Origin of the sequence: Chryseobacterium sp. X308, assembly GCF_020733145.1 — a bacterium.
GTDB lineage: Bacteria > Bacteroidota > Bacteroidia > Flavobacteriales > Weeksellaceae > Chryseobacterium > Chryseobacterium cupriresistens.
Window position 1 is genome coordinate 1 of the sequence record NZ_JAJFZH010000038.1, and the last position, 19122, is coordinate 19122.

Annotated in this window: 16 protein-coding genes; 7 read left to right on the forward strand and 9 right to left on the reverse strand. The window is 38.6% G+C overall.

Going from position 1 to position 19122, the window contains the following annotated elements:
* Window positions 1-96: 96 nt before the first annotated feature.
* From cphA to LIV57_RS22005, 3 genes are all read left to right on the forward strand, one after another.
* On the forward strand, window positions 97-2727 hold the full coding sequence (gene cphA / locus LIV57_RS21995; protein WP_227944322.1) for a cyanophycin synthetase: 2631 nt from the start codon (window positions 97-99) through the stop codon (window positions 2725-2727).
* A gap of 173 nt (window positions 2728-2900) precedes the next feature.
* Window positions 2901-3050: a hypothetical protein gene (locus tag LIV57_RS22000; RefSeq protein ID WP_202840742.1), complete on the forward strand. Its 150-nt coding sequence runs from the start codon at window positions 2901-2903 to the stop codon at window positions 3048-3050.
* A 188-nt stretch (window positions 3051-3238) separates the two neighbouring features.
* Window positions 3239-3658: an N-acetylmuramoyl-L-alanine amidase gene (locus tag LIV57_RS22005; RefSeq protein WP_227944323.1), complete on the forward strand. Its 420-nt coding sequence runs from the start codon at window positions 3239-3241 to the stop codon at window positions 3656-3658.
* 185 nt (window positions 3659-3843) lie between these two features.
* Here LIV57_RS22005 and LIV57_RS22010 read toward each other — a convergent pair whose 3' ends face one another.
* The 9 genes from LIV57_RS22010 to LIV57_RS22050 form a co-directional block, all read right to left on the reverse strand.
* Window positions 3844-4302 carry a hypothetical protein gene (locus LIV57_RS22010; RefSeq protein WP_227944324.1) on the reverse strand — a complete coding sequence of 153 codons (459 nt, stop codon included), beginning with the start codon at window positions 4300-4302 and terminating at the stop codon, window positions 3844-3846.
* Window positions 4303-4325: 23 nt separating this feature from the next.
* Window positions 4326-5504 (reverse strand): hypothetical protein, encoded by a 1179-nt coding sequence (locus LIV57_RS22015; protein ID WP_227944325.1) that lies wholly within the window; start codon window positions 5502-5504, stop codon window positions 4326-4328.
* Window positions 5505-5737: 233 nt separating this feature from the next.
* Window positions 5738-6571 carry a type 1 glutamine amidotransferase gene (locus tag LIV57_RS22020; protein WP_227944326.1) on the reverse strand — a complete coding sequence of 278 codons (834 nt, stop codon included), beginning with the start codon at window positions 6569-6571 and terminating at the stop codon, window positions 5738-5740.
* A 32-nt stretch (window positions 6572-6603) separates the two neighbouring features.
* Entirely contained in the window at window positions 6604-7725 is a 1122-nt protein-coding gene (locus LIV57_RS22025) for a carboxylate-amine ligase (protein ID WP_227944327.1), read from the reverse strand.
* Window positions 7726-7756: 31 nt separating this feature from the next.
* Entirely contained in the window at window positions 7757-8710 is a 954-nt protein-coding gene (locus LIV57_RS22030) for a RimK family alpha-L-glutamate ligase (RefSeq protein ID WP_227944328.1), read from the reverse strand.
* Window positions 8711-8762: 52 nt separating this feature from the next.
* Window positions 8763-9476, reverse strand: coding sequence for an alpha/beta hydrolase-fold protein (locus tag LIV57_RS22035; protein ID WP_227944329.1), 714 nt, complete (start codon window positions 9474-9476; stop codon window positions 8763-8765).
* Between the two features lie 110 nt (window positions 9477-9586).
* Window positions 9587-10801, reverse strand: coding sequence for an acetyl-CoA carboxylase biotin carboxylase subunit family protein (locus LIV57_RS22040; protein ID WP_227944330.1), 1215 nt, complete (start codon window positions 10799-10801; stop codon window positions 9587-9589).
* A 141-nt stretch (window positions 10802-10942) separates the two neighbouring features.
* Window positions 10943-12358 (reverse strand): M17 family metallopeptidase, encoded by a 1416-nt coding sequence (locus LIV57_RS22045; protein WP_227944331.1) that lies wholly within the window; start codon window positions 12356-12358, stop codon window positions 10943-10945.
* A 90-nt stretch (window positions 12359-12448) separates the two neighbouring features.
* Window positions 12449-13570, reverse strand: coding sequence for an alpha/beta hydrolase (locus LIV57_RS22050; RefSeq protein ID WP_227944335.1), 1122 nt, complete (start codon window positions 13568-13570; stop codon window positions 12449-12451).
* Window positions 13571-13769: 199 nt separating this feature from the next.
* Here LIV57_RS22050 and glgB point away from each other — a divergent pair, with 199 nt between their 5' ends.
* From glgB to LIV57_RS22070, 4 genes are read left to right on the forward strand one after another with little or no spacing between them, the layout of a single operon-like run.
* Window positions 13770-15716, forward strand: coding sequence for a 1,4-alpha-glucan branching protein GlgB (gene glgB / locus LIV57_RS22055; protein WP_227944332.1), 1947 nt, complete (start codon window positions 13770-13772; stop codon window positions 15714-15716).
* Window positions 15717-15719: 3 nt separating this feature from the next.
* Window positions 15720-17126, forward strand: coding sequence for a glycogen synthase (locus LIV57_RS22060; RefSeq protein WP_227944333.1), 1407 nt, complete (start codon window positions 15720-15722; stop codon window positions 17124-17126).
* Window positions 17127-17130: 4 nt separating this feature from the next.
* Window positions 17131-17622 (forward strand): hypothetical protein, encoded by a 492-nt coding sequence (locus LIV57_RS22065; protein ID WP_227944334.1) that lies wholly within the window; start codon window positions 17131-17133, stop codon window positions 17620-17622.
* Between the two features lie 59 nt (window positions 17623-17681).
* A complete protein-coding gene (locus LIV57_RS22070) occupies window positions 17682-18950 on the forward strand; it encodes a glucose-1-phosphate adenylyltransferase (protein WP_110010295.1) in 1269 nt (422 codons plus the stop codon).
* Window positions 18951-19122: the final 172 nt, after the last annotated feature.

Genomic DNA, 19122 nt, shown 5'->3' on the forward strand with positions numbered 1-19122 from the left:
AGATGTGTATAGAGACAGGTATAGTTTCGTTTAGGGTTTTACATTATCTTTGGCTATGAAAGGAGTTATTGTTAACTGTTAAAATGCCAATAGACTATGAAAATCGAAAAGATTCAGGCACTAAGAGGTCCTAACATCTGGAGCATCAGAAGAAAGAAGCTGATACAGATGAGGTTGGATTTAGAAGAAATGGAGAATTATCCTACCAATAAAATCGAAGGATTCCGGGAAAGGATTGAAAAATTAATCCCATCATTGATGACGCACCGATGCTCGGAAGGAGTGGAGGGAGGTTTTTTCCATAGAGTGGAAACAGGAACCTGGATGGGACATGTCATTGAGCATATCGCTTTGGAAATACAAACCCTGGCAGGAATGGATGTGGGGTTTGGAAGAACCCGTGAAACAAAAACTCCGGGAGTATATAATGTAGTATTCAATTATATCGAAGAAAATGCAGGGATCTTTGCTGCAGAAGAATCTGTAAAAATTGCAGAAGCACTGATTGAAGGAAAAGACTATGATTTGAATGCATGTATCCATAGATTAAAAGAAATCAGGGAACGCGTTCGTTTAGGACCTTCCACAGGAAGTATTGTAGAAGAAGCTGCATCTAGAAGAATCCCATGGATCAGGCTGGGGACAAACTCATTGGTACAGCTTGGTTATGGCGTGAACCAGCAAAGATTTCAGGCTACCATTACCGGGAACACCAGTTCTATTGCTGTTGATATCGCCTGTAATAAAGAATTAACAAAGAGAATGCTTCATGATGCGGCTATTCCGGTACCTATTGGAGATCTGGTAACAGATGAAGAAGGTTTACATGCGGTAATCAGGAAAATTGGCTATCCCATTGTTTTAAAACCTCTGGATGGCAACCATGGGAAAGGCTCTTCCATTAATGTCAACGATTGGGATGCTGCTAAGATAGGTCTTGAACATGCTCAGAAATATTCAAGAAAAGTAATTGTTGAGAAATATATCACAGGCTATGATTTCCGTATACTGGTGATCAATAATAAAATGGTGGCCGCTGCAAGGAGAGTTCCTGCCCATGTTGTAGGCGATGGAGAACTGAACCTTCAGCAGCTTATTGAAAAAGAAAACAAAGACCCGAGAAGAGGCTATGGCCATGAAAATGTTCTTACTGAAATTGAAGTCGACAAAGATACCTTAGAACTGCTTGATAAACTTCAGTACACGCTGGAAACGGTTCCTCAAAGGGGAGAAGTGGTGTACCTGAAATCAACAGCCAATCTTTCAACCGGGGGAACGTCCATCGATGTAACAGATATGGTACACCCGGAAAATATCACAATGGCTGAAAGAATTTCTAAAATTATCGGATTGGATGTCTGCGGGATTGACGTAATGGCAGAAAACCTTACCCAGCCTTTAAAGGAGAGCGGCGGCGCCATTATTGAAGTCAATGCAGCACCTGGATTCAGAATGCATCTTGCTCCAAGTGAAGGTCTGCCAAGAAACGTGGCTGCTCCGGTGGTTGATATGCTCTATCCTCAGGGGAAACCATTTACCATTCCCATCATTGCAGTAACAGGAACCAATGGAAAAACAACCACAACAAGACTTATTTCCCATATTGTAAAAAGTAATGGCTACAGAGTAGGATTTACAACTTCGGATGGAATTTATATTCAAAATACCATGCTGTCAAAAGGAGATACTACAGGGCCGCTTTCTGCGGAATTTATTCTGAAAGATCCTACCGTAGAATTTGCAGTGCTGGAAACCGCAAGAGGCGGTATTTTACGTTCCGGGCTTGGTTTTTCACAATGTGATATCGGAGTGCTTACAAATATTGAGGAAGATCACCTGGGAATGAACGATATTCACAGTTTAAAAGATCTTACCAAGGTAAAGCGTGTTGTACTGGATAGTGTCAAAAAGAGCGGCTGGAGTGTGTTGAATGCAGATAATGAATACTCCATGAAGATTGTGAATGATCTCGATTCTAATGTGGCGATTTTCAGTATGGATGAAAACAATCCTCATATCGTAAAATTTGCTAAAGAAGGAAAGATCACCTGTGTGTATGAAGAAGGTTTTGTAACCATCAAAAAAGGAGACTGGAAAATCAGAATAGGGAAAGCCAAAGACTTCCCCATAACGATGGAAGGAAAGGCCAGGTTCATGATTGAAAACGTATTGGCAGCCAGTTTGGCAAGTTATCTTTACGGATTTGGAATTGAAGATATTTCCAATTCTTTGAGAACTTTTATTCCAAGTGCCCAGCTTACTCCAGGAAGACTGAATGTCTTTAAGTTCAAAAACTTTAAGGTACTGATCGACTTTGCCCACAATCCTTCAGGATACGAAGCCATAGAAGATTATCTTAGAAATGTAGAATCTACAAAAAAGATCGGGATTATTTCCGGTGTCGGAGACCGTAGAGACAACGATATCAGAGAATGCGGAAAAATTGCCGGAAGAATGTTTGATTATATTATCATCCGAAACGAAAAACACCTCCGCGGAAGAACGGAAGATGAAATCAACGGATTGATTATCGATGGTATTAATTCTGCAGGAAGAGATGTCAGTTATGAGATCATTCCTAAAGAGATTGAAGCCTTAAAACATGCGATAGGAATGGCAGAAGAAGGAACTTTTATCACGGCTTTAAGTGATGTTATTTCCAATGCTATTGATCTGGTTCAGGAATATCAGGCCAAGGAATTGCTGGAAGACGATAAAAACCTGTAAAGACATCTTTATACAACTTATTAAAATTGCAATACGGAATGGAAAACGTATTGCAATTTTTTTATCTATTGTTATTTTTTTGCTTGCAGGAATCAATAACGAATATTTTTTTATGTTAAATCTCTGATCGGAGAATAATTTTTATATTTGGTTTCTAAACTAAAATCAAAACCATGAAAAATTTAAAGAGAATCTCTAAAGAGAAATTAAGAAGTATCAACGGAAAAGGAGGCTGCCCTCCAGGCTTTCATGATTGTCCGGTGCCATGGAATGAAAAGGTATGCATTCCCCATGACAATCAGATGGCATGTCCGGAATTATAAAAATTATCCCTCACTATGCGGGATTTTTTGTTGCTGTTCTTCAGTTTTTATGAGTTTCATCATTTTAATGCAACACAAGAATAAACTTAAAAAGAAAGTAATCATAACAATGTAAATAGGGTGTTTTTCCTTCACTATTTTGGGAGTTACAGGTTTAATTTTGCTCAATAATAATTAAACTGAAATCCATGAGAACAATCAATTACATCGTTATACATTGTACAGCAACACAACCAGATGTTACAATAGAAAGCATTAAAAGGTATTGGGAGGAAAACCTGAAATGGAAAAATCCTGGTTATCACTATATGATAAAAGCTGATGGAAAAATAGTCAACACGTTGCCCATTGATCAGGTATCCAATGGAGTTGCAGGGTGGAATTCTCAAATTATCAATATATCATACATCGGAGGCATTGATAAAAGCAACCATCCAAAAGACACAAGAACGGAAGACCAAAAAAAATCTATGGTAAAGCTGTTAAGAGAATTAAAATCAAAATTTCCTAAAGCTACAATTCAGGGACATAGAGATTTTCCCAATGTTCATAAAGCTTGCCCTAGTTTTGATGCGAAGAAAGAATATGCTGGATTATTAATAAGTTGAAGAATTAAAAATCAATCATTACGGTTTCCCGTAGACTATGCCAACAACATATCCATATATTTACAATGTTTGTGAAAACACAGCGTACAGGTCAATTTTCTCCTCCTTTGTAGGAGGATTTTTTATGATTTGGAGAGGACTTCAGGAGTAAAAAATAAAACCTCCGAAATTTCGGAGGTTTGTTTCTATAAATTTTCCCAGGTTTTCTTTATACTCTGCATTTTTTTAAGATAAAAATACAAAGGAATAAGTTCTAATCTGAGGGTAAAGCTGATTGATGGGTACATAAATGGGATAATGGCCATCATAATAAGGCAAACGGCAATCCCGATAATGGCATCTGCTATGGCAGCCTGTGGTGCCCATTTTTGTTCAAACCAAAGTCCGTAGGCTACAATCCCTTTAAATAAAAACAAGACACAGATCAAAAGTCCTGTCATTGAATACGGATGATTGGCATTCATCCCGTATAATGATAAAGAGACATGAGTCATCAGAGAGCCTGCCAATAAAAAGGTAGCAGCCAGTGCTCCTCCGATTAAAAAGATCCATAAGAAAATTTTAATCCAGACAGGTAATAAATCTCTTCTCCGTGTTAAAGTGTGGTTTTCAAATTCTGCAAAAGCGGTTGGCTTTTCTTCCATGTTGTATTAGTTTTATCAGTTTTTTATCCGAAAAAAGCATTGGAACTACCAATCCAGATGGCATCTTTTTTATTGAAGTCTACATTCACCATGGCGGCTTTAGTCATTCTTCCCAGATTTTCCAATAGGATAGGGCGTTCGTCATTTTCCCGCCAAATATACAACAAACGGATCTCTGCTTTTGAAAAATCTCCGTTGATATCTTCAAAAATGGGTTCATAATAGACTTTTCTCTGCAAAATATAGTTTTCCTTATCCTGAATAGAGTCTGTAACTTCTTTTGTCGGATTCAGATTAACTCCACTTCCGGCGAACGAAAATAATGGTTTCAATACAAAATCGTCAAGGTTTTCATTTTCCGGAAATTCATGCAGAAAATAACTTTTCGGAACAAACTGATGTTGTAATAAAGGCAAAAGGAATTTTGAAATTTTAAAGAACCAGTTTGGGTGGGTAATCCATTTTACATCCACTTCCTCGCGGAAATCGAATTCTGTATGCAGATCGGGAATATTGTCCAGTTCATCAAATATAACCCGGTTGTAGATCCTTTTGATTTCGGTAGGCTTACCATTATTTTCATAATACAGTTTTCGGCCCTGTTTTTTTACTTTTGTCAGGCATACTGTTTTGATGCCTAGCAGTTTCTCGGTCAGAGCAAAATCAATAGCCGTTTTTTGTCTTTCCGGAAATATTTCAAGCAGAATTACATTTTCAGGACATTCATCACCTACAATCAGTTCCTTCAAATAGTTTTTAAAGGTTTCATGGGGCATAGGATTTCTGATCTCCGAAAGAAAAGGGTAGACTTCACAATACGTTTCCTCATATACTTTCTGGAAAGCATACAAAGAAGGAAATGCCTGAAGCTCTATCAGCTGAGGTTCTATTGCTCCGTCTTCGCTTTTGCAGACTCCAAAATCTATGGTGAAAAAATGAGGCTGATGGGTGTCATTGGGAACCCTGCAGTTTTCAGGAATGGCTTTTTGAAGGAGTTCTGCCGGCATTGTTTGAATCTGGCTGATGATACTTTCACTGGCATCGACCAGTTTTTTCTCAAACTCTTTAGTCAGAAAAATAGGACTTTCTGAAACTCTGAAACCAGGTGCTGTTCCTCCTTTTTCAGTCAGTATATTTTTGAGTTGATGGTATTTTTCATCTGAAAACTCCTGATTGAACTGTTTTCTGTATTCTGGGATCATATTTTTTTTCTTTTGTGGTGTTAAAAAACCGGACGTTTATGCCCGATTTGATTTTACCACAAAAGGCACAAAAGTTTTAGAATATAAAAGTTTAATACACTTTTATAAAAATACCTATTTAATTGGGAAATCTTTGATTTTCAAGAAAGCTTATGTGTTCTTCTCAACAGCTTTTATGATTGTAATACCCCAATCCCTTTTGTGTCTTTTGTGACTTTTGTGGTTTGTATTGATTAAGCCAAAGTTTCAGCTTTTTTCAAAATGTTTTTTTTTGCAAACTGCAGGAATCTCGGAAGGATCTGATGTCTGGTCAGAACGATTTTATCTTCATCGTCTATTCTGTCTATCGTTTCAAGATATTTTTCCATCCCGAAATTTTCGATCATGGCTTCTTTGTTTTTTTCATCCTTCAGGTTTTCGATCAGAGATTCAGGATTGGCTTCAGGGTGAAACTGTGTTCCGAATATCTCCTCCGAAAAACGAACGGCCATTACCGCTCTTTCCAGGTTGATATGAGGACGGAATTTTTCAATAGCCATGATGGTCATTCCCAATTCTTGGAAACGGTCGTGATCCGGTTCGATAAACTGATAAGCTCTGGAATCTACCGCATAAAAAGGATCCTGAAGATTTTTGAATAAAAACTCCTCCTGGCCTTCCTCTGTTTTATGAACTGGCATTACTCCGAAAGAATAAGATTTTCTTTTGCAGATATTCCCCAGGTTCCAGTGGATACTTGCCAGCTGAAATGAATGGCAGATCAGGAAAAGGTACTTTTTATCTTCATGGTATTGATTATGTTCAAAAACAGCATCTAAGAAATCAGTAAATCTGTCTTCCCAGGCCAGACCTTCCCGGTGTGGATTGCCAGGCCCGCCTGAAGAAATGAAAATATCAAAGTCACCTATTTCAGGCATTTCATCTTTATACCTTACATCAAATGTTTTGATCACCACATTTTCTTCAGAGTTCTGCTGAAAAGTTTCGGAAATTTCTTTAATGTTTCTAAAACCTTGATTCACATGATTGTTGTTCATGTCCAGCAGAGCAATTCGAATATCTTTCATTACATCATATTTTTTGTAAAGTTACCAAAAAATTACGAAGCAGAATCACCATGTGTTATGCCATACTCCGTTTCAGAGATCATATAATCAACGACTTTCGTCAGATCACCTGTTTCCTTGAAGATCTGAAGCTGCCGGTCTGCACCGGTTCCGTTTTCAAGGATTTTCCAGGCATATTCCACTTCCTGGCGGCATCCCAGATCATCTACCACATCATCAATAAACTCTAAAAGTTCTTTCAATAAATGCGGATAAGGAACGGATTCTTCTTTTCCAAAATCAATAAGATGGGCTTCAATACCACTTTTCGAGGCACGCCATTTATTTTCGTTCAGCAGTAATCTTCTATAGCTTCTGAAGCTGAGATTTTGCTGGTGCAGTTTATATATTTTGGCAACAAGACTCTGCATTATGGCCGCAAGACAAACGGTTTCGTCAATTCTTAACGGCATGTCACAGATTCTGAATTCGATAGTTGGATAAAACGGATGTACCCGTAAATCCCACCAGATTTTCTTGGCATTGTCGATGGTTCCTGTTTTTACCAGAAGATCCACATAACTGTCGAATTCTGCCAGAGAGTTGAAATAACTCGGAATACCGGTTCTTGGGAATTTGACGAAGATTTCCTGTCTGTACGATTTAAAACCTGTATATCTTCCGATCCAGAAAGGTGAATTGGTAGAAAGGGCATAGACGTGAGGAAGGAAATATCTCATCACATTCTGAATTCTTACGCCTTCTTCACGATTGGGAATTCCGATATGAACATGCAGTCCGAAAATAAGATTTTCACGGGCCACATCTCCCATATCATCCACGATTTTGATGTATCTTTCTCCCTGAGTGATATTGTTTTCAGACCAGTGAGAGAATGGGTGAGTGCCACCTCCGGAAACACGAAGTCCCTGTTCATGGGCGATATTGATAAGATGGCGCCTTAAATTCGTTAATTCAGCTCTGGCTTCCTGAATATTCTGGCAGATTCCCGTTTCCATTTCAATCATGGATTCGTGCATTTCATGTTTTAAATTTTCGCTTAAAACCGCTTTGCCGCCCTCAATGATTTTTGAAACATGAGAAACCAGATCCCTGCTTTCAACATCGATGATCTGATATTCTTCTTCAATTCCAATAGTAAACTGATGATGCATTTATTTTGTGTTTTTTAATTCTTTTTCAATGTTATTTTATGGAATCTTTCACGAAGGTTCCCCAGGCAATATTAGGTTTCCCCGGAACATATTCTTTAGCTTTTTCAATAGCCAGTTTGGCGGCATGCTCTATGATCCATGCAAAGTTTTCTTCTCCTACAGAATTGCGGTCTGCATCAGGAGCCGGGTTGCAGAAATCAATCGCATAAGGAATACCGTCTCTTACCGCAAATTCTACGGTGTTGAAGTCATATCCTAACGCTTCATTCATTGTAATTGTATAATCATGAATGGTTTTCAATAATTTTTCAAGCTCTTCACCTTGGGTCTGATGCGTGGTGGCATATCTCAGGTGAGGAGCATTTCTCGGCTCATAAGGCATAATGTGGACATATTTTTGGCCCAGACAGTACACTCTGTAGTAATCATCAAAGATAATTTCCTCCTGTACCATCATCACCAGCTGTTCCGTTTCTCCCAGTTTGTTCCAAAGGTCATCCGGGTTTTCCACTCTGTATACATTTTTCCAGCCGCCGCCATCATGAGGCTTCATATAGGCAGGAAACCCTACATAATTGAAGATATATTCCCAGTCATGAGGGAATTTCAGGTTTCTGAATGAAGTTTCAGAGGTATTATCCGGTCTTTCGTGCGACGGAAGCAGAACCGTTTTAGGAAGCGGAATACCGAGCTTGGACATCAGGGCATTGTTGAAAAACTTCTCATCAGCACTCCACCAGAATGGATTGTTAATGACATAAGTGCCGTTAAGGGCAGCATTTTTTAAATAAGCTCTGTAAAAGGGAACGTCCTGCGAAATTCTGTCGATGATCACTGCATAACCATAATCTGCGCCCTGTTCAAGTTTGTCAATAGTAACGGGTTCAGCGATGATATCTCCACCTCCCATTTCATTTACTTTGTCTATAAATGCCCAGGGAAACGTGTCTTCCATACCGAAAAGAATTCCTACTTTTTTTGTCATAATTTTTGTTTTTAAGGTGGGTATATTTTTTTCTATTTGTCTTTTCATTGTTTTAAGAGAAAAATGCTCCTACGAAGGTAGGGAAGACCATTCTCCATAGCGGCCAGTCGTGGCCTATCCATTTTCTTTCATCGTACCAGAAATCTATGCCTTTTATCCTGAGGATTTCGGCCATTTCAACATTTTTATCCCTGCAGATATCCTGATCGGAAGTGCTCAGTACAATATGCATGTGTTTATATTTCCAGGCTTCATCATTCCGTACAAACTCTCTCGGACAGTTGAAGTATACCAGATCATCAGAATAGCCATCCATAAAATTCCTTATACTGAAGGCACCGGAAAAACAAAACAGATGAGAAACCAAATCCGGAAATCTGAAAGCAAAATTAGCAGCATGATATCCCCCGAAGCTAGCTCCTGCAACGGCAACGCGGTGGGTTTTGTGAAGTTTTTGGATATAAGGAACGAATTCCTGGACCAGAAACTGTACATACCGTTCATAATTCCTTATTCTTTGCTGAGGTGAGATTTTTTCATCATAAAAACTCCAGCTGTCGATGGTCTGTACATTGTAAAGCTTTACCTTTCCCTGTTCTATAAACCAGTTGATGCTTCCGTTGAGATGAAAATCATGATTCTGGGTATACTGTCCCTGGGAAGTTGGAAACATGATGATAGGATGGCCGTAATGTCCGGTCACTTCTACCTTGAGACTTGTTCCCAATATATTTGAATAATACTCTGTATGTTCTATGTGAGGCATTTTCCTTATTTGGTTTTATCTTTTCTAAATTACATTTTAGGAGGGAATCTTGAAGCGGATTGTATATTATGAATTCGATAACATTTGAATGTCAATGTCAAGCTTCATTGTTAAGAACTCAATTTATTACTTTTCGGAGGAAGAATGTTCAGCATATCGGTATGGATGATTTCCGCAGCAGAATCCAGCCTGTCCTGTACAACAGAAGCATCTCCGGATTTATATACAATTCCGACATGATAATCTATGGGAAGAAATTTGACAACTTCTTCGCATTCAAAATTGGTGTAGTTGGTTTTTTTATCTTTAATCAGTGCCACAATTAAGCCTGAATAATAGCCTGTAGGCGGAGAAACGCTGTAATCATGACCTCTCAGAAGAGCATCTTCAATTTTAGCCCACTCTCTCCAGATATTGATCCCGCTTGAGGCTTCAACCAGGTCCGGAATATGAGCCCCGCCAACCCTGGATGAGGTTTCAAGAAAATACCATTTTCCATCTTCTTTTCCACGGATAAATTCTGTATGGGTGGCTCCGTTGACAAGTCCGAAGTTGGAAAGAACTCTGGCATTTATATCTTCCAGTGCTTTAAACTCTTCGGAATATCTTCCTAATGTTTTGGATCTGAAAACCCCGCCTTCGTGAGAAACCTGCATCGGAGGAGCAAGATATTTTGAGGCAGAAGTGAATATTGTTTTTTTGTTAAAAGTAAGACTGTCCACATGGTAAACATCTCCGGGTTTAAAACTTTCCAGTAAAAAAAGATGGCGTTCTTCTCCCAGTATTTCCAGGGCTTCAAGAAGCTGTTCTTTGGAGGTTATTTTTTTAATGCCCGATGCGGATGCTTCAGACCTTGGTTTCAATACCCATGGAGCAGGAACACGGTCTGTAAATTCATCCACTTCGTTATCATTGAACACAGCGGTAAATTCAGGAACGCTGATCCCGGAATCCTTTGCTTTTTGCCTCATGGCAAGTTTATCTCTGAAATACCGATGGGTTGTCTGTCCCATACCGGGAATACGGAATGTTTCTCTGATTAACGCTGCTTTTTCAACATCATAATCATCCAAAGCCACCACAGCATCTACTTTTCTGGTCTTCATCAGGTGGGAAAATCCCTGAATCAGGTGCTCCAGATTCCATACGGAAGGCTTTAGCTCGGGCATATAGAATGTTTCATCAATCGCATGCCAGGGCCAGTTTTTTTCTTTGAGGTTTTCGGAGGTTACAAGGATGATTTTATTGCCGAGCTTCTTCATTTCGTCCATAAAATCGTAGCCTTTGTAATAGCACGAAATACACACAATAGTTTTCTTCTCCATATAATGTTTTTTAAGATTTAGTGAATTTTCAAAAATAAAAGCATTTATATATTATTTTATTAATATTAAAAAATAAAATATTGTGCGTTTTTGAAAATCCACTAATCAATTATACAGAGTTTTTTTGTAAAAAACTAATTTTTAGTGATAATTTTCAATTAAATTCACGAGGAGCTGAACACCGAAACCTGTTGCTGCTTTTTCTTTAGCATAACCCACGCTTCCAAAGGCTACTCCGGCAATGTCCAGATGAGCCCATTTAGGATGGTTCTCAATGAATTGCTCTAAAAATTTTGCTGCAATAATACAGTCTCCCACAGGCTTTAGAGAGATGTTTTTTATATCCGCTACATCAGACTGGATATCATCTTTCCAGACATCCCATAAAGGAAGATTCCAAACCCTCTGATTGGTCTGGTCACCGGTTTTAATTAAGTTGTTTTTCAGTTCCTCGTTATTAGAGAACATCGCAGCACAGGTATCTCCGAACATTCTCACCGAGCTTCCCGTTAATGTCGCCAGATCAATAAGGAAATCCGTTTTGTAGTTTTTAGCGAGATAAGATAAACCGTCTGCAAGAATTAATCTGCCTTCTGCATCGGTATCAAGTACTTCAATCGTTTTTCCGTTGTAGGCTGTAATCACATCACTTGGAAGCAGGGCCTTTTCAGAGACCGCATTATCAGTAATAGGAAGAACAGCAACAATGTTTACCGGAAGCTGCATTTCAGCGGCATAGATTAACGTTCCCAAAACAGCCGTTGCTCCACCCATGTCAGATTTCATATAATGCAGGTTGGCAGAGCTTTTTATTGATATTCCTCCGGTGTCAAACAAAATACATTTTCCTACCAGGCCGAAAGTCTTGGCATTTTTTGCTGTCGTTTTATACTCTAAAATAGTGAAGGCTGCATCATAAGCACTTCCCTGGTTTACAGAAAGATAAGCGCCTAATCCAAGCTCTTCACATTTCTTTCTGTTAAAAGCAGTATATTTTAAGTCATATTTTTTAGCCAGATTTTTAAGGTATGCACTTAAGATATCCGGTTTTTTAAGATTGGCTGGTTTGTTGAGCCAGTCCTGGCAGGCAGACTGCCCGTTAATCAGAGCTTCTGCTTTCTGGCTGATATGATCTAATTTTTTCTGGCTTAAATTTTCAAAGTGCAATTCAAATTTCGTATTCCAGAAAGCGTGTTTTTTATCAAAAGGGTAGTTGTAAGTTCCTGTTAAAAGTCCTTTTACAAACTCTTCGAACTGCTTTTCATTCAGGAAGTCAGCAAGGGCTAATGTAGGTACGGCCAGCAGTTTTTCTTTCTGTGTCTGTGAAAATTTAGCCGCCACCTGCTGGATCTCGAAATTTTGTAAGGCGGATTTTCCTAATCCAATGAAATACGTAATTCCTTCTTCATGAGCATTGACAAAAACTTCATATTTTTTTCCGGTGAAAAAATTGGAAATGTTTTTATTGAAATTTTTGCTGGTTTTTGTCCATTCTTCCTCCGTAAACAATTGGAAAACCTGAGTGTAATTTTTGTTTTTTTTATTGATTAGTTTCATAAATAGATGTTATAATTTCTAAATTCATAAAGAGTGCGCCTTCATTTTGTTCCTGTCCGGCTTACATTTTCTGCGGCAGTTTTTATGCATTTAGTTTCTGATGCTTTTTTGTTGTGGTTTTACTTCTACAGGATTTTCTGTGTTATCATAGAACAGCCATTCTATAGCCCTTGGGAACTCCTGAGACCAGTAAAACTCATTGTGGGTGCCTTCAGGATTGATATTGGTTTTGAATTCAAAATCAAAAAGCTTTTTCTCTTCCCATCTTTTCAGATATTCTTCAAAAATATGAATTCTTTTGACCATTTTAGAACCTTCCTGGCCGCCGCCGTAAAGATAGATCTTCGTTTTAAACGGAACCCGGAAATTCATCATCGGAAAGTTGTTATTCGGTTCTACCCAAAGAGAAGGTGAGAATATCAGTAGTTTAGAATACACTTCAGGATAAAGAAATCCACTGTATATGCTGATCAATGCTCCCAATGAACTGCCTCCGATTCCGGTATTGTCGCGGTCTTTTTTAGTTCTGTAATTTTCGTCCACAAAAGGCTTTAAAGTATCGGCAATAAAGCGGATGTACTTTTTTCCTTCGGAACCGTTGGCTACATGATCATTATCAAAAATATATTCTTTGATTCTTTCCTCACTGCCATGTTCTATCGCAATGATGATAAGATCACCACGTCCGTACTCTGCAAGAATGGATAGTTTTTTGTCGATTTCCCAATTCCCGAAACCGCTTCCTTCATTGAATAAGTTTTGTGCATCCTGAAGATACAAAACAGGATACCGTTTATCAGTGTTATGATAGTCGTAGGGAAGCAGTGCCCAAACCTTGCGGTAACGGTCAAGCTGCGGAATGTAAAAATTTTCGGAAATAACTTCTGCTATAGGATAATATTCTTCTTTAAACGGTCCCCAGTTCAGTCTCCATTTGTCTATAGAGTCGGACGTTTTACCAGCAGATTTTTTCGCTTTCCGGTTGGGAGTGATATTTCCATATTGATCCAGTTCTACATTTTCCCAGCCTCCTTTTGTGAACTTGTATTCAATATCATCAGGAAGAAGCTGATCTTCGATTTCTATAAAATAACCGGAGGGATCAATTTGTTTAAGCTGAAAATGGTAATCTTTGGGATTCCAGCTATTGAAATTTCCGGTGATAAATACCGGCCTGTCATCTATTTCTGCTGTATAAAGTTCAAATCTCATCATAGGTGTTTAATAATATTGATGTTAAATTTATAAAAAAAGATTGTTTTGAAATCATAAAAAATGTGAGTTAAAAAATGATATATTTGATAGATAGACAAAACATGAAATGATGTTGATAATTATTTGATGAATAATTCATCGCTATTGTCAGTATTTTTCGTAGTTTCAGGGAAAATATAAATATAAACTGATCTTGATGAATTCTGTTAAGACCTACACGCTTTTCACCGATCATGATGTGTATCTTTTTAAAGAAGGTAGGCACTATAAGCTGTATGGTAAATTTGGAGCGCATTCTGCAGAAAAAGAGGGCGTAAAAGGCGTATATTTTTCCGTTTGGGCTCCTAACGCAAAGAAAGTTTCCGTGATCGGAAATTTTAACAACTGGAATCACAAAGATCATATTTTGTTTCCAAGATGGGATGAATCCGGAATTTGGGAAGGATTTATTGAAGGATTAACCTGGGGAACATTATATAAATATGCTATTGAAACCCAAGGAGGCGAAATTCTTGAAAAAAGTGATCCTTATGCATTGAGCTGGGAACAGAATATTCAGGCAGCTTCTCTGGTTTCTACAACCTGGTACGAATGGAATGATCAGGAGTGGATGGATAACCGCTGGAAAAAAAACAGGCTGGAAGCTCCGCTATCGGTATATGAATTACATCTGGGTTCCTGGGTAAGGGAAGAAGATCAGCCTCAACGTTTTTTAAACTATAGGGATATTGCGAAAAAGCTCGTTCCTTATATCAAAGAAATGGGGTTTACCCATGTGGAATTCATGCCCGTGATGGAATATCCTTACGAGCCAAGCTGGGGATATCAGATCACAGGTTTTTATGCAGCAACCTCGCGCTTTGGTTCACCACAGGATCTCATGTTTCTTATTGATGAACTTCACAATAATGACATAGGCGTTATTCTGGATTGGGTTCCGTCCCATTTTCCGGGAGATGCCAATGGGCTTCACCGTTTTGATGGATCCTATCTGTATGAGCACGAAGATCCGAGAAAAGGCTTTCATCCGGATTGGAAATCACATATTTTCAATTACGGAAGAAATGAAGTGAAATCCTTCCTGATTTCAAATGCCATGTTCTGGCTGGATCGTTATCATGCAGACGGATTGCGTGTGGATGCCGTGACTTCAATGCTTCATCTGGATTATTCAAGAAATGAAGGCGAATGGGAACCTAATATATATGGAACCAATGTGAACCTGGAAGCGAAAGCCTTTCTACAGGAATTTAATACAGCTGTCTACAAAGAATTTGGAGATAATATCATCACCATCGCAGAAGAAAGTTCAGATTTTCCCATGCTTACAAAACCTGTTCATGACGGCGGTGTAGGATTCGGAATGAAATGGATGATGGGATGGATGCATGATACGCTGGATTATTTCAAGGAAGATTTTATTAACCGTAAATTTCATCATCATAAACTGACCTTCGCTTCCATGTATATGTATAATGAAAATTATATGATGCCTTTGTCACACGATGAAGTCGTACACGGAAAAGCAAGTCTTATTTATAAAATGAAAGGGGATGAATGGCAGAAATTTGCCAATCTACGTACCCTGTATGTATATATGTATACCCATCCCGGAGCCAAGCTGCTTTTTATGGGCGATGAATTCGGGCAGACCAGTGAATGGAATTTTACAAGAAGCCTCGACTGGCATTTGCTGAAATACCCTGTTCATAAAGGGATGCAGGAAATGGTGAAGGAACTGAACCATTTGTACCGGTCAGAAACTGCCTTTTATGAAAATCAGTTTGATAGAAATGGTTTTGAATGGGTGGAAGCAGATGATCTGGAAAACTCAGTATATGTATATCTCAGAAAAGGAAAAAGAAAAGATGATGTCCTGATGGTGGCTTTAAACCTGGCACCCAACGTATTGGATTATAAGATAGGAATTCCTGCAGGCACCCACTGGGAAGTTGTTTTGAATTCAGATGATGAAAAGTACAGTGGTAGCGGAGTGGAACCTGAAATCCTGGAAGAGAAGTATGAAGAGTGGAGAGGATACACCAAAACAATGACCGTGAAGCTGCCGCCATTGGCAGGAATTGTTTTACGTCAGAAGAAAGATAAAAAATATAAATTACACAGAATTAAACATAAGAGATAAAGAATGGTTATTTATCATTTAAGTACAGAATGTTATCCCGTAGCAAAAGTAGGCGGTCTGGCAGATGTGGTGGGAGCGTTACCAAAATATCAGAATAAAATAGCAGGAGTAGAAGCCAGGGTAGTAATGCCGTGGTACAACAAATCCTTTGTATATGATCATGAATTTGATCTGGTTTTTGACGGATTTATTCATCAGGCAGCCAATATGCTGCAGGTTCAGGTATTGAAAGAGAAGACCAATGTTTTGGGATTTGAGCTGTATATGGTAAGAATTCCGGGATTATTGGACAGGGACAACCCTTATGGATATCAGGATGAAAACTTCCAGTTTCTGGCTTTCCAGCATGGCGTTTTGCATTGGCTTTCTGCGATGAAAATCCGCCCTGATGTACTTCATTGCCATGATTATCATACCGGTCTCGTTCCTTTTATGGTAGAAAACTGTTATGAATTTGAATTCTTAAAAGGAGTAAAAACAATAGGAACGATTCATAATGGCGAATATCAGGGCATGATGAGCTGGACTATGGCACAATATATGCCTTCTTTCGATGCATACAAATGGGGACTGATGGATTGGAACGGATTGATGAATCCTCTGGCCAGCATGATTAAATGTGCTGATGCTTTTACCACTGTTTCGGAAGGATATCTTGAAGAACTCTTCATCAGCTTCCGTGGATTGGAAAGCCTCGTTCGTCAGGAATTTGGAAAGGCATATGGAATCATCAACGGTATTGACACAGAAGTCTGGAATCCGGAAACCGATCCGATGCTGGATTTTAATTTTAACAGTACCAATGCAGTCGCTCAAAAGAAAAAAAATAAAGAAAATCTCTGTAAAGAATATGGATTGAAACCCGAACTTCCTTTATTTGCCTTTATCGGAAGATTCGCAACAGAGAAAGGAGCAGATCTGCTGCCGGATGTTGTATGGAGAAGCATTAAGCAGAGTTATGGCGCTTTAAATATTATGATTCTCGGATCCGGGAACACCTATATAGAAAATAAACTGAAAGAATACGATTATACGTACACCAATTTTGCATTGGATCTCGGATATAAAGAGCATCTTTCCCATAAGATATATGCCTCGGCAGATTTTCTTCTGATGCCTTCAAGAGTAGAGCCATGCGGACTGAACCAGATGTATTCCATGAGATATGGCACCGTTCCTGTGGTAAGATATACAGGAGGGCTCAGAGATACGGTGGAAGATATTTCAACCGGTGGAGCAGGACTGAACTTTACTTATCCGGGTGTAGATGATGTTGTACATGCCATGAACAGGGCATTGGCGATTTATAATCAAAAAGGGGTTATGGAAGATCTTATCCATGCCAATATGAATTTTGATTTTGCATGGGAGAAATCTGCAGAAAAATACATAGCTTTATATAATAGCTGATAGAGTGAAGATTTTCGGATTTCTTTCTGTGATAATGTTTATGCTGTTTTCATGTAAAGAAGACAGAGGAAGCTATCATGGAGGTTATTATTGGATCTATGGCTACGGTCTTCCGGCAACGGAAAGGTATGAAGCAATGGCTGGTATTTCCGAAAAATGGAAAATAAAGCCTTACTCTGTAGGTGGTTGTCTGGTGGAGCCTGACGAGATGAAGAGAATAGATGCTCTTAATAAAAGGACTTATAATGCCATAGAAAGAAAATATGGGAAAGGCTGGAGAGAAAAGTATCGTAAAGATGTCGACGGCTTTGTAATGAAGAGTGCTGATGTAATGGATGTACTTATTACAAATCCGTTCTTCAGAAATGAGCTTAAAAAATATAATATTGAAATTTATAACCTGGATAAAGAGGTTTTAATATTGAATGATAAAGATGAGTTTCGGGTGACTGTTTATAAAAACGAACTCCAATATGAAAACAAAGAATGCTTTTAAGTAGCAGTAAACACTAAAAACAGAACAGTAAACTTAATAAAATAAAACGCAAGATATTTATGAATCGAAATGTAATCTCTATTGTTTTAGGAGGAGGCAGAGGAACAAGATTATTCCCGTTAACGTATACGAGATCAAAACCGGCTGTTCCTATTGCAGGAAAATACAGACTGGTAGATATTCCTATCTCAAACTGTCTAAACTCAGGATTGAATAAAATTCTGGTGTTAACGCAGTTTAATTCTGCTTCTCTCAATTCACATATTAAAAATTCTTATCACTTTGACATCTTCAGCAAAGGCTTTGTCGATATTCTGGCAGCCGAGCAGAATGTGGAAAATGATAGCTGGTACCAGGGAACAGCAGATGCTGTCCGCCAGTCGATGAAGCATCTTGAAAAATATGATTACGACTATATCCTGATTCTTTCAGGAGACCAGTTGTATCAGATGGATTTCAGGGAAATGCTGGATTTCCATATTGAAAACGGAGGAGATCTCACCATCGCTACCATTCCGGTCAATGCAAAAGATGCTACCGGTTTTGGAATTTTAAAATCCGATGACGAAGGAAATATTACTTCTTTCCATGAAAAACCGGATTTTGATATGCTGGCAGGCATGAAATCTGAAGTTTCAGAAGAAAATAAACGCACCGGAAAAGAGTTTCTGGCTTCCATGGGAATCTATATTTTCACAAAAAATATTCTTAAAAAGATGTTTGATGAAGGAGCAGGTGATGATTTCGGAAAAGATATTATTCCAAGTTCCATCGGAAAATACAAGACATTAAGCTATCAGTATGAAGGCTACTGGACGGATATCGGAACGATTGAATCTTTCTACGAAGCCAATCTTGACCTCTGCCTTGATCTGCCGCAGTTTAATCTTTTTTCTTCATCTCCGATCTACACCAGAGCAAGGATGCTTCCACCGTCAAAAATCAATGGTTCCTATGTAAGCAAAGCTGTTTTTGGGGATGGATGTATCATCATGGCAGATAAAATTGAAAATTCCGTGATCGGAAACAGAACCAGAATTGACAAAGGAAGTACCATCGTGAATTCCTATGTTATGGGAGCTGATTTCTACCAGAATACGACAGAAATCGTCATCAATGACAGAGGAGGACGTCCGAATATGGGAATCGGAAAATACTGCTATATAGAAAAAGCAATTCTGGACAAAAACTGTTACATCGGTGACAATGTGAAGATTATCGGCGGAAAACATATTCCGGATGGAGATTATGGAACCTATTCTGTTCAGGATGGGATTGTGGTAGTAAAGAAAGGGGCTGTTATTGCACCGGGAACACATATCGGGTAAGAGAAGGGAAGCTGGGGGCTGGAAGCTGGAAGTTATTAATGAACTGAGTACAACTAGAAGTCTGATCGTGTAAATTCAGGTTTATTGGGTAAGTTCGGATATTTTAATCAAAAAAAATAGTAATGATCTGCACAATAGTAACTTCCAGCTTCCTGCACCCCGCTTCCAGCCT

Bases quoted from the DNA above. Each gene is read 5' to 3' on its own strand.
- LIV57_RS22050 (WP_227944335.1), bottom strand. From the start codon at position 13,570: ATGAGATTTGAACTTTATACAGCAGAAATAGATGACAGGCCGGTATTT.
- LIV57_RS22070 (WP_110010295.1), top strand. From the start codon at position 17,682: ATGAATCGAAATGTAATCTCTATTGTTTTAGGAGGAGGCAGAGGAACA.
- LIV57_RS22045 (WP_227944331.1), bottom strand. From the start codon at position 12,358: ATGAAACTAATCAATAAAAAAAACAAAAATTACACTCAGGTTTTCCAA.
- cphA (WP_227944322.1), top strand. From the start codon at position 97: ATGAAAATCGAAAAGATTCAGGCACTAAGAGGTCCTAACATCTGGAGC.
- LIV57_RS22040 (WP_227944330.1), bottom strand. From the start codon at position 10,801: ATGGAGAAGAAAACTATTGTGTGTATTTCGTGCTATTACAAAGGCTAC.
- LIV57_RS22025 (WP_227944327.1), bottom strand. From the start codon at position 7,725: ATGCATCATCAGTTTACTATTGGAATTGAAGAAGAATATCAGATCATC.
- LIV57_RS22035 (WP_227944329.1), bottom strand. From the start codon at position 9,476: ATGCCTCACATAGAACATACAGAGTATTATTCAAATATATTGGGAACA.
- glgB (WP_227944332.1), top strand. From the start codon at position 13,770: ATGAATTCTGTTAAGACCTACACGCTTTTCACCGATCATGATGTGTAT.
- LIV57_RS22060 (WP_227944333.1), top strand. From the start codon at position 15,720: ATGGTTATTTATCATTTAAGTACAGAATGTTATCCCGTAGCAAAAGTA.
- LIV57_RS22015 (WP_227944325.1), bottom strand. From the start codon at position 5,504: ATGATCCCAGAATACAGAAAACAGTTCAATCAGGAGTTTTCAGATGAA.
- LIV57_RS22030 (WP_227944328.1), bottom strand. From the start codon at position 8,710: ATGACAAAAAAAGTAGGAATTCTTTTCGGTATGGAAGACACGTTTCCC.
- LIV57_RS22010 (WP_227944324.1), bottom strand. From the start codon at position 4,302: ATGGAAGAAAAGCCAACCGCTTTTGCAGAATTTGAAAACCACACTTTA.
- LIV57_RS22005 (WP_227944323.1), top strand. From the start codon at position 3,239: ATGAGAACAATCAATTACATCGTTATACATTGTACAGCAACACAACCA.
- LIV57_RS22020 (WP_227944326.1), bottom strand. From the start codon at position 6,571: ATGAAAGATATTCGAATTGCTCTGCTGGACATGAACAACAATCATGTG.
- LIV57_RS22000 (WP_202840742.1), top strand. From the start codon at position 2,901: ATGAAAAATTTAAAGAGAATCTCTAAAGAGAAATTAAGAAGTATCAAC.